The organism is Kribbella sp. NPDC059898 (assembly GCF_042730855.1).
Taxonomy (GTDB): domain Bacteria; phylum Actinomycetota; class Actinomycetes; order Propionibacteriales; family Kribbellaceae; genus Kribbella.
Genome location: NZ_JBHWKR010000025.1, coordinates 63,576 through 72,921 on the forward strand (window position 1 = coordinate 63,576; position 9,346 = coordinate 72,921).

The window sequence follows — 9,346 nt, forward strand, 5'->3', positions numbered from 1 at the left end:
CCGGAAAAACGGCAGCCCTCGCACCGAAGGAAGTGACTGACTGATGCGGACCGCGACCGACGCGACTCGGCACACGCAGGCTCTCGGGAGCCTGATCACCATCGACGAGGCGCTCGTCCGAGCCCGCTACGACGCCGGGCAGGTCCGCGTTCTGCGGCAGGAGGCCGCCTTTCTCAGTGGGCTGCTCCAGAGCACTGCCCACAACGAGCTGGCCCTGGAGCTGCGCGACGAGCTCGCGGCCCAGCCGGTCGCACTCGATGACGTGAAGCAGGCCGCCATCGTTCTCCACGCCGCCTTGTGCGGCCCGGCCACGGTCTGACGCCGGACCAGGAAGGGACATACCCATGAACATCGCCACCACGACCCCTGCCGAGATCGACACGAAGCTGCGGGATCTGCTCAACGACCTGGCCGCGGGCAACAAGGCGGTCGACCGGGCGCAGGTCGCCATCCACCATGCGGCCGGCGACAGCACTGACCGCACCGGCCGTTGGGGCATGAGCGCGGGCGCGGCCCGGGACAAGGCCGACGAGATCGCCCAGATGGACGGCGACAGCTACGCCAAGGATCGAGCGCAGGAAGCGCTCGCGGGACTGCGCAAGCAGCTCGGCATGGTCGCCGAGATAGCGCACCAGGTGGACCAGCTGGAGGCTGAGTTCACGGCCCGAGGCGGCTGGACGCGCGCCTACCTGGCCGTCACCAACGGACGTGGGCACATCCACAGCACCAAGTGGTGCTCGACCTGCAACAACGGGCAGTCCCTCACCGCGTTCTACTGGTTCGCCGAGCTGTCCGGCAGCAACCAGGCCGAGATCATCCGGCAGGCAGGGTCCGACGCCTGCACCGTCTGCTATCCCGACGCTCCGGTCGAGGACCTGCGGCGACCGCGCAGCCTGTTCACGCCTGACGAGGTGCAGGTGCAGCACGACCTGGCCATTCAGCGGGAGCAGCGCGCCGCGAAGAGTGCCGCAGCGGCGGCCAAGGCAATCACCAACCCGGACGGCACTCCGCTGCTCGACGAGGACAACCGGCCCATCAAAACCGAGCGGGGCGCGGAGATCGCTGCCGTCGCTGCCCTGGTCGACGACGAGTGGTACGAGTTCCGCCACCTGCAGGCCGAGGGCTGGCGTGCATACGTCGGCCGGGCCGTTGCGGCACTGGCCGCCAAGCGCGGCATCGACGAGAGCGAGGTCCGCGCGGCACTCGACGACAAGGCCCAGAAGAAGCTGCGGCGGTTGCGCAAGGAAGCGGCTGCACTCGGCGCCTGACCTCAGGCGCCCGGGGCGGCGTGCACAGCAAGCATTGAGCGCGCCGCCCCGACCAGGCAACCCGGATCAGCTCAGATGCTCGACCCGGCATCCGCACCATCCAGCGACACGAAGAAGGGAAGTGGGCGACATGACTCGAAAGATCCGGATCCGCGTGACCACCCGGATCGGGCTGCTCTTCGTTCTGGCCGCGGGCGCGGGGATCCTCGCGTACACCGGGCCCGGATCGCACACCGGCTGGGCGATTGCGGCCGGCTTCTTGGCGGTCACTGCCATCTGCGTACTGATCGCCTGGATCGGCGACGAGCGGACGGGGACCCGCCGATGACCCGGCTCGGTCCACGGCAGCAAGACGAAATGGACGCCTTCCTCGCGGGCCTGGAAGATTCGCGCGACGGGCAGCCGTTCGCCGCTGGGCTTCAGAAGACCGAGACGCTCGCTGCCCAGTACGAGGCTGGGTACGACTACTACAGCGTCATCGACCAGCGGATCGCCGTACTGCTCCTGACCGCGGCCACCGACGTGGGGATGAACTTCGCCCGGCCGGAATCGGCCGTCACACACATCGTGGGCCCGTGGCAGCACTGGCTGGACCGGCTCGGCGTGAAGCCGCCGCGAGCACGGTGCGGGGTCCGGCCGGCAGATGGACCGGACGTGTGCGTAGGCAAGGTGTGCAGCGAGTGCACGCAACCGCGGGCGTGGTCGCCGCTGGGACTGTTCCGGGGCCGGCGTCGCAGGCGCCGCCAGGTCGCCGAGGCGGCCCGCCGCTGGACCACCGCAGCGAGCTTTCGCCAGCTGTGCGACCTGAACGCGCAGTGGCTGGAAGGCCAGCTGGCCTGGCATCCCAACGGACAAGGCGAACCGGACCTCGAGACGCTCGAACTGGCGCCTGTGCTCGTCGCCGCGAACCGGGCCGGGTTCCTGACTGACCAGGCGCAGCAGGCCATCTTCGACCTCGATGACGACGGCCACGGCGGCAAGGTCAGCCTCGACCATCGGGCGGCCGTCCAGGGCTACGTCGTCGACGAGCACCTGGTCCAGGCGCTCACGTCGACCGCGCGCTACTACGGACTGCGGTGCATCGTGAACAGGCCATCCAACAACGACCGCGAGCCGGAGCCGGTGGCCGTCACCAGGCGCGCCGGGCGGACCGTCACCGAGTTCGGCGTCAGGGCACTGCCCAGCGACATCCAGCGCAGCTACGGGAGCTGGTGCTCCCGCGGGGCCAGCGCAGCGATGAACGCCGCATACCAAGTCACCATCGTCGACCAGGACTGGGGAAGCAGCGCCGTACTGTGGCCCGCGCTCCTCAAGGCACTCACCGCCGCCGCGACGACCGCGCGCACATCCCCCGCACTCTCGGATCGGCCATGAGCAAGCCCGGGACGCTGGAGTACGACTACTCGCCCAGGCGGTCATCGTGCCCGCGGTGCGGGGCCATGACCGAAGAAGCGTGTATGCCGATCAAGCCCGGCCGGTACCCGACCATCCTCGGGTACCACCCCGAGCGCGGCACTCCTCCCGGCTGGCTGGTGCGCGACCACGGCTACATCGAGTACGTGCTGTACGAGGTCGACTCTGACTTCGAACTGCGCTTGTGGCGCAGGCCGAGCCAACCCGCCGTGGTGCGGGACGGACTGACTCCTGAACCGCGCAACGACCACGGCGACACAGCCGACGAACGGCCAGCCGACCAAGGAGACTGAACAACATGCCGAAACTCACATGGACCCGCGTCGACAAGGAGATCCGTAGCGTCGACGGACTGCCGGTCCGGCTCCGCAAGTGGCTCGACGTGAGTGGGGACCGCTGGGTCGCTCAGGTCCCGATCGAGGCCGACCCCAACTACCCGGACGGGTGGGCATGGGCCGACGCGTGGACCAACGACCAGCCCGGTAGCGGCTACCCGGAGCGGATGAACGCCGGCACCCGGATCACCGACGCTGTGCGCGACGTCGAGGAGCACCTGGAGCAGATCCTCGACTACGCCGCCAAGCAACGCTCGGGCTGGCCGCTCGTCGATGACGCACCGAGCGGCAAGTACATCGCGCGCTACCTGGCTGACGGACGACGCGTGTACGCCAGCATCGAGCAATCCGAACCGACACCAGGTGAAGCGCTCGTGCTCACTCCTGGTCAGCCGCCTCGTCAGGTCACGATCGACCACGTGACCGCCGACGACGTCGCGCAGCGCCTCGCCGGCGTCAAAGCGCCGACGCTGGACCCGTACGAGGTAGCCGGCCTACGTCGCCCGAACGCGAACGGGTGGCCCGCCACGATCCAGTTGTCCAGCGTCCAGTTCCAGGCGCTGCTCGCACTGTCCGACGTCGCCGCCGAGGACGTTTCCGAGTACGCACAGCCGCTGCGTGAGATCCACACCATCCTGACCAATCTCGACCCGAGAGGGCACTGACCCATGCGACAGATCCGCTTCACCACCCACGTCGAGATCACCGTCGACGTACCTGACACCGACGAAAACGGCCGCGACCTCACCGACGAGGACCACTCCATCGTCCACGCCGCCCGGCGCGCGGACTCCTACCTGCAAACCCTGATCGGCGAGCACGGCTTACGCGTTGCCCACGCAGGCATGGACGCGCTGCAGGACGCCGAGGTCATCGAGACACCGACCCAGCAGGAATTCCCCGGCGTCGACCTGCCCGACCGGCAGCTCGAGGTCCTGCTCTCCCTCCTGCTCCGCACCCGGTGGTTCAAGGAGCGGGCAAAGCGAGAAGACATCGACCCGTTGCTCGTAGCTGGCTTCGTCGACCAGGGCGTTGGTGGACTCGTGCTCACCGAGCCCGGCCGTGCTGCGGCGCAGCGAGTTTGGGACACCCTCCGAGCCAGGAACCCCGAGTTCGCGGACACGTTCGCGGCTGCGCTCAGGGACCCGGACCAGTGACCAAGCGAGACAACACGGGCCTGCTGCTCCGGGCGTGGTCGCAGTGAAGATCCTCGGAACCGCCTACGAGCAGCTTGGTGCCCTGCTCGGCGGCAACTCGCCACGGAAAACGTACCCGTTCATCCTCGCGATGCGCTTCCGCCTGAACAACGTCGACCCGGGAGGCCGCCGACGATGATCAACGAACTACTCGTGCTGCTTGCACAGCATTGCCGAGAGGTCCACCCGTCGCCGTGGCAGAGACCCTTTCGAGAGCCGGGCGGTTCACAGCTGGCCGATGTATCTGGCAGTTGCTCTGCGTGTGAGCAGCTGAACCCATCCGGCTTCTTCGATGCGTGGCATCACACTGATCCTGCCGCTGCGCAGGCGATCGCGGCTCAGCAGCAGATGATCTCTGCCAGTGGCTGGGTCTACTTCACCAGCATCCGCACCGCGGCGGGCCGGACCCGCCGTCCTGGGATCTGCCCGAGCGGCACTGGCGCAGTTGTCCACGCCAAGTTGCCGGCTCAGGTTGCCCGGCTTGACGCCCTGTTACCTGATGGCGAGATCAATTGGCGCATCCACGTCGACGATCTGCGCTCGCACAACGTTCGCCTGGACTCGTCGACGACGTCCACGAACGTAGGGGGGATCCGGTGAGAGAACTGCTGGGGACCGCGTACCAGCAGCTCAGTGCGCTGCTCGGAGACGACTCGGTGCGGGAGGCATATCCGTTCATCCTCGCCATGCGCTGCCGCCGTTGTGACTCGACTGCCGGCGTCCGCTGCCGCACCTCGAAAGGTGCCATCGCCTACCCGCACACCGCACGAATCGAAGACGCCGTCTCCGCCGTCGCGTACCTCGGACGCGTGGACGAACACGACCGGTACGAACAGCGCCGCGGCGACTGACGCTGCCGTTCGATCCGGTCGACGCGCGGGCCAGGCCGGACCTCCCCGAAGCTCGCGAACACTTGTTCGATCATGGAGAACCGGCGCCACGTCGGCGCGGAGGATTCTCAGCCAAAGGGGAGTGATGGATGCCGTACCAGGACCGGACGTATCACGGCGTACAGACCTACGAACTGTCCCGGATCGAAGCCGAAATGCCAGCAACCGGACCGACTGAACGGGAGTCGGTGACCGTGCTGTACGAGCTGTTCCCGACCAATGGGGACGGCGGCGGATTCGGATGGGGTTACAACGGCGGCGGCACCAGCAGGGCCGCCTCGGCGATCCTGGCCGATGCACTAGACCTCGGTGACCAAGACGCTGCGGGGATCTCGCTGAGCGCCTACCCAGAAGATCGGGTACTCGTCGACCTGAGGGAGGACTTCTGCGACGACGTACTCTCGCAGTTCTGTGACGAGTGGCGTCTACGGCGCGGTGTTGTACTGCGGTGGGCGCGGGCCTGGTATCTGCAGCGCGGCATCGATGAGATCCCGCCGGCTCTGCAGTACCTGCCGCCGCTGTTCAGCCTCGACTGATCCCTCGATCTGCTGTTGCCCGCCCCTGAAAGGGAGTGCGCACCACAATGAGTCCAAAGCCGGACGGTACGGGGCGGGCGATCCCTGCGATCGTCTCCTTCAGCAGATGTGCCAGGTGGCCGTCGTGTCGCCGGACTTCAGGGTGCGGATTCGATGGGCCAGTTCGGTCAGTGCTGTCTGATCGCCGCGGCCGGCGCGGCGGATGAACGAACCGAGAGTGTGCACATCGCGGATCTCTCGCAGTACGTCGTACCCGGGCCAGGTTGTGACGTCCCAGCCGTAGGCCTCCGCAAAGCGCCGGCGGACCGCCAGCGAGCGGCCGACCCGGGCGCCCTGGTGCGTGTTGACCAGGTCGAGTTCCCGGGGGCCGATCGCGACTTCGTCCCAGTCGCCCAGGATCGGGTGCGCGCCGTTCCAGATCACGTTGCCCGGGTAGGCATCTCCGTGGATGAAGCCGACGCCTAGGTCCGAGTCGATCGCGGTGTACTGCTCGAGGAGCTCGGTACGGCGGGCGAGCAGCCACTCGCGGTCGGCCGGCGGCAAGGTGGTGTCTGCTTCGAGGAGATCGTCGAGGCCGGCCAGCGGCGCGTACGTCGGGAGCTGCAGGTCCGGCTGGGGGAGGGCATGGAGGCGGCGGAGCATCTGGCCGAGGCCTGATGCCGTCAGCTCGGGAGCAGGAGGTGTCGGTGGCTGGGGGTAGTAACGCCAGAAGGTCACCTGGTGGTCGTCGACGGCGACCGGTTGGCGGACGGCCAGGGGTTCGGTGGCGGGGAAGGTCTGGTCGACCAGCCATCGGGAGACTGCCACGGTGCGCTCGAGGTCTGCGCGCATCTGGCCTGGGCTGATCCGGGCAACGGCATCAGCAGCGGGGAGCCACCAGACGCTGGTTGCGTGTTCGTGCAGCGGTACGGCGTCGGCGCTGCTGAGGCCAACATCCGCGCAGGCGGTGCGGACGGTGTTCGCGTCGGTGGCTAGCACCCCCTCAGCCTAGGCGGGGAAGACCTTCCGGTGCGCTGAATCCCGCGATGTGCTCGGTCAGCTCGATCGTCGAGGCCGCACGGCGGTACCGGGGGAGGACGAGGGTGCGCTGGACTCGTGACAGTCCGTCGCTGATCTGGCGGATGCGTTGCGCGATCGGGAGCGCGAGCACGGGGGCGAGTGATTCGCGCATGCCGTCGAGGTCGTCGTCTGCGAGCCGGGCCGCGGCGACGTCGACGCGGGCTAGGGCCTCGTCGCCGTACGACCGTTCGGCCGGGGATCCGGTCTCGTACAAGGAGATGGCCTCGCGGGCTGCTTTCTCGGCGTCGGCATGGCGACCGACCAGGCTGAGGGTGCTGCCGGCGTAGTAGAGCTGCTTGGCGGCCGGGAAGGTCAGGATGCCGCCGAGCTCGCCGACCTCGTCCGGGTCGCCGGCTGTGTCGCGAGCTCGAGCTGCCCGTACGACGGCATGGACAGCGCCCTCGGCGTCGCCGATGCGTGCCAGGCTGCGACCTTCGATCGCGGCGAGACGAACCATCTGCTCACCGAGGGCGTAGCGCTGGCCGTCGCGAGCGAAGCTGACTGCCTCGTTGTAGTTGTCGGTCCACTCCGCGATCAGTGCCTGAGTGCCTCGGACCCACGAACGCAGGCCTGCGTGATCTGCTTGGTCGGCGCAGGCCCAGGCCGCGGCTGCCTGCGTTCGGGCGGCCGAGGAGTTGCCGAGGTTCTGGCTGGCGTGAGCGAGCAGGGTGCAGACAGTGCCTGCGGTGAAGAACAGGGTGCGCGACTGGCGTGGGTGCGGGCGGTTCTTCAACAGACCGAAGGTCGCGTCGCGCAGCTGGACCAGGTCGTCGAAGATCGGCCGGACAGGCGCGTGGACGTACGCCACCGCAAGGCGCTGCAGCTCGGACATCACGTGGTCGAGTACAGCGGCCGGCAGGGTGTCCTCTGCCCAGGTCAGGAACTCGAACGAGGCCTCGGCCGCCGCGTTGGTCACCTGGCGCGGGTCGTTGAAGCCTCCCGGCAACGGGCTGCCGGCGACCACCAGGTTCACGGGCGACGAGGCGCTCTGTTTCGGCTTCAGTTCCTCTGCCGGCCAGATGCTCTCCTCGGGCACGCGCAGCAGCCCGGCGAGGGCCGTCCGGTGCCGGGGGTAGGGCAGCGTCTTGCCGCGGCACCACCGCTCCACCGTCTTGGGGTCGACGCCGATCCGCGCCGCCACGTCCTCGATGCGCAACCCCGCGGACGCCATGGCCTCACGGAATCGTTGCGGCCACCCCGTGCTCGATCCGTTGCGCATAGCCACCAGTCTCACTCACAACACCGACGAAATCTCGGAAGTTACCTGCCCCAGCCACGCTCTCAGCCACCCGATCAGCCACCCGATCTGGCTGTAGCCACCAACGCAACAAGGCCCGACAGCGCTCAAAACCGGCACCAGCCACGGCCTCACCGCCAGGTGCCCGTAAGCTGCGGGCAGTGCCAAAGTGTGCTCTGACCTGCGGAAACACCCAAGTTGGCGAAACGTGGTGCCCGTAGGTGCCCGCAAGCTACGGGCACCAAAAACAGGCCTCTGACCTGCGGAAACACCGACTGGTGCCCGCAAAATCGGGCCGAGGGCAGATTTGAGCCCTATAGAAGCGCTCAGCCGAGGTGACCGAACGTCTACGTCATACCGCCCGGTCGAAGCAATTGCAGGAAGCTGCAATTTCTCGGGGTCCACAGCCGGGCGGTCCATGTCAGTCGCCGGGCCGCCGGACAAGTTGTCCCCGGGATGTCCTGTAGATGCGGTCCCGCAACGCGCTCACGCACGCTCTACTGGGGCGCATGTACGTACCCGTCTTCACGATCCGGCTGTTGCTGCATCGCAGCGACACGCCCGTGACGGGGCCTTGCGCCAAATCTGATGCAGCATCAGAAATGCTGAGCGCTATGAGCGTTCAGGATCCAGGCGCAGCCGGTGATCGAGCACCCAAACCCGGGCAGCAGCCCAAGGGCCACCGGCGCGCAATCACAACCCGCGTACCCGAACCACACTGGGACGTCTTCCAGGAGGCCGCCGAGCAAGCTGGCCTGCCGTTGGGGGATTACGTCTACAGCGTCTTGGCCGGGCACCACCACCTGCCCGAACCCGACTACCTGATCCGCCACAGAAAGCGAGTGGCGGAGCGCCGGAAGAACCCGAATCAACTCGACGTGCTGGACGCCATCAGCGCCTAGAAACGACGAAACCCCCGGAGTGCTTGGCCGGCCGCCGAGGGTTCGTCACCTGTGACCCACTCGAATCAGGAGGTGAGCTGTGTTCAGAGTACCCGCAACGACAGTCCGAGAGGCTGACTCGTACGAGGGTCTCGTGGCGCGCCGCGCCGATGCACACCTTCCAAGCCTCCCGTTCCTCCACTACAGTCGTGTACTGACATCAGTACATCAGTACGCGACGGGTGGTGTAGGCATGCCGGGGCTCACTCTCCTAGAGGAGCAAACAGTGGCTTCTGGGTCACGATCGGGCACGCGCATCACGGTCGATCTCGACCCGGCGCTGCACCGTGAATCGAAGATGCAGTCCGTACGCGACGGCATCAACGTTTCCGACGCCGTACGAGGGCTGCTGCAGCTCTGGACGGAAGACCCCGCTCTACAGGAGCGCGTACTCGAAATCCTTCAGCGGAGGAGCGATGAACGATCCCCCTAGAAAAGCTTGAGGGGCCTCTACGCACCACCTTGGCCGGG

14 protein-coding genes are annotated in these 9,346 nt (G+C 67.6%); 12 read left to right on the forward strand and 2 right to left on the reverse strand.

Translation table 11 applies throughout. From position 1 onward, the window contains the following. The first annotated feature begins 43 nt into the window (after positions 1 to 43). The 11 genes from ACFV9C_RS42330 to ACFV9C_RS42380 all read left to right on the forward strand — a co-directional run bounded on the left by ACFV9C_RS42330 (position 44) and on the right by ACFV9C_RS42380 (position 5,638). On the forward strand, positions 44 to 319 hold the full coding sequence (locus tag ACFV9C_RS42330) for a hypothetical protein (RefSeq protein WP_380203303.1): 276 nt from the start codon (positions 44 to 46) through the stop codon (positions 317 to 319). Between the two features lie 25 nt (positions 320 to 344). Next, complete coding sequence (locus tag ACFV9C_RS42335) at positions 345 to 1,268, forward strand: hypothetical protein (RefSeq protein ID WP_380203305.1); 924 nt, start codon at positions 345 to 347, stop codon at positions 1,266 to 1,268. A gap of 130 nt (positions 1,269 to 1,398) precedes the next feature. Further along, on the forward strand, positions 1,399 to 1,596 hold the full coding sequence (locus ACFV9C_RS42340) for a hypothetical protein (protein WP_380203307.1): 198 nt from the start codon (positions 1,399 to 1,401) through the stop codon (positions 1,594 to 1,596). Continuing rightward, entirely contained in the window at positions 1,593 to 2,642 is a 1,050-nt protein-coding gene (locus ACFV9C_RS42345) for a DUF6919 domain-containing protein (protein ID WP_380203309.1), read from the forward strand. The genes ACFV9C_RS42340 and ACFV9C_RS42345 overlap by 4 nt, the downstream gene beginning before the upstream one ends. 65 nt (positions 2,643 to 2,707) lie before the next feature. Next, entirely contained in the window at positions 2,708 to 2,974 is a 267-nt protein-coding gene (locus ACFV9C_RS42350) for a hypothetical protein (RefSeq protein WP_380203311.1), read from the forward strand. Between the two features lie 5 nt (positions 2,975 to 2,979). Beyond that, positions 2,980 to 3,681 (forward strand): hypothetical protein, encoded by a 702-nt coding sequence (locus ACFV9C_RS42355; RefSeq protein WP_380203313.1) that lies wholly within the window; start codon positions 2,980 to 2,982, stop codon positions 3,679 to 3,681. A 3-nt stretch (positions 3,682 to 3,684) separates the two neighbouring features. Further along, positions 3,685 to 4,173, forward strand: a complete 489-nt coding sequence (locus ACFV9C_RS42360; RefSeq protein WP_380203315.1) for a hypothetical protein — start codon at positions 3,685 to 3,687, stop codon at positions 4,171 to 4,173. Positions 4,174 to 4,216: 43 nt separating this feature from the next. Beyond that, a complete protein-coding gene (locus ACFV9C_RS42365) occupies positions 4,217 to 4,351 on the forward strand; it encodes a hypothetical protein (RefSeq protein WP_380203317.1) in 135 nt (44 codons plus the stop codon). After that, positions 4,348 to 4,812 carry a hypothetical protein gene (locus ACFV9C_RS42370; RefSeq protein WP_380203319.1) on the forward strand — a complete coding sequence of 155 codons (465 nt, stop codon included), beginning with the start codon at positions 4,348 to 4,350 and terminating at the stop codon, positions 4,810 to 4,812. Before ACFV9C_RS42365 ends, ACFV9C_RS42370 begins: the two co-directional genes overlap by 4 nt. Continuing rightward, positions 4,809 to 5,063: a hypothetical protein gene (locus ACFV9C_RS42375; protein ID WP_380203321.1), complete on the forward strand. Its 255-nt coding sequence runs from the start codon at positions 4,809 to 4,811 to the stop codon at positions 5,061 to 5,063. Before ACFV9C_RS42370 ends, ACFV9C_RS42375 begins: the two co-directional genes overlap by 4 nt. 128 nt (positions 5,064 to 5,191) lie before the next feature. Then, a complete protein-coding gene (locus tag ACFV9C_RS42380) occupies positions 5,192 to 5,638 on the forward strand; it encodes a DUF6166 domain-containing protein (RefSeq protein WP_380203323.1) in 447 nt (148 codons plus the stop codon). A 99-nt stretch (positions 5,639 to 5,737) separates the two neighbouring features. Here the strand turns inward: ACFV9C_RS42380 and ACFV9C_RS42385 are convergent, their stop codons facing one another. Next, the gene (locus tag ACFV9C_RS42385; RefSeq protein WP_380203325.1) at positions 5,738 to 6,616 is read right to left on the reverse strand and encodes an aminoglycoside phosphotransferase family protein; all 879 of its coding nucleotides are present in this window, start codon (positions 6,614 to 6,616) and stop codon (positions 5,738 to 5,740) included. 4 nt (positions 6,617 to 6,620) lie between these two features. Next, on the reverse strand, positions 6,621 to 7,916 hold the full coding sequence (locus tag ACFV9C_RS42390) for a helix-turn-helix transcriptional regulator (RefSeq protein WP_380203327.1): 1,296 nt from the start codon (positions 7,914 to 7,916) through the stop codon (positions 6,621 to 6,623). Positions 7,917 to 8,443: 527 nt separating this feature from the next. On the opposite strand from ACFV9C_RS42390, the gene ACFV9C_RS42395 reads away from it, so the two are divergent. Further along, entirely contained in the window at positions 8,444 to 8,836 is a 393-nt protein-coding gene (locus ACFV9C_RS42395) for a hypothetical protein (protein ID WP_380203329.1), read from the forward strand. Positions 8,837 to 9,346 lie beyond the last annotated feature (510 nt).

Coding starts and splice junctions, on each gene's coding strand:
- ACFV9C_RS42380 (WP_380203323.1), top strand. CDS start 5,192: ATGCCGTACCAGGACCGGACGTATCACGGCGTACAGACCTACGAACTG.
- ACFV9C_RS42335 (WP_380203305.1), top strand. CDS start 345: ATGAACATCGCCACCACGACCCCTGCCGAGATCGACACGAAGCTGCGG.
- ACFV9C_RS42370 (WP_380203319.1), top strand. CDS start 4,348: ATGATCAACGAACTACTCGTGCTGCTTGCACAGCATTGCCGAGAGGTC.
- ACFV9C_RS42350 (WP_380203311.1), top strand. CDS start 2,708: ATGACCGAAGAAGCGTGTATGCCGATCAAGCCCGGCCGGTACCCGACC.
- ACFV9C_RS42340 (WP_380203307.1), top strand. CDS start 1,399: ATGACTCGAAAGATCCGGATCCGCGTGACCACCCGGATCGGGCTGCTC.
- ACFV9C_RS42345 (WP_380203309.1), top strand. CDS start 1,593: ATGACCCGGCTCGGTCCACGGCAGCAAGACGAAATGGACGCCTTCCTC.
- ACFV9C_RS42390 (WP_380203327.1), bottom strand. CDS start 7,916: ATGCGCAACGGATCGAGCACGGGGTGGCCGCAACGATTCCGTGAGGCC.
- ACFV9C_RS42360 (WP_380203315.1), top strand. CDS start 3,685: ATGCGACAGATCCGCTTCACCACCCACGTCGAGATCACCGTCGACGTA.
- ACFV9C_RS42395 (WP_380203329.1), top strand. CDS start 8,444: ATGTACGTACCCGTCTTCACGATCCGGCTGTTGCTGCATCGCAGCGAC.
- ACFV9C_RS42355 (WP_380203313.1), top strand. CDS start 2,980: ATGCCGAAACTCACATGGACCCGCGTCGACAAGGAGATCCGTAGCGTC.
- ACFV9C_RS42330 (WP_380203303.1), top strand. CDS start 44: ATGCGGACCGCGACCGACGCGACTCGGCACACGCAGGCTCTCGGGAGC.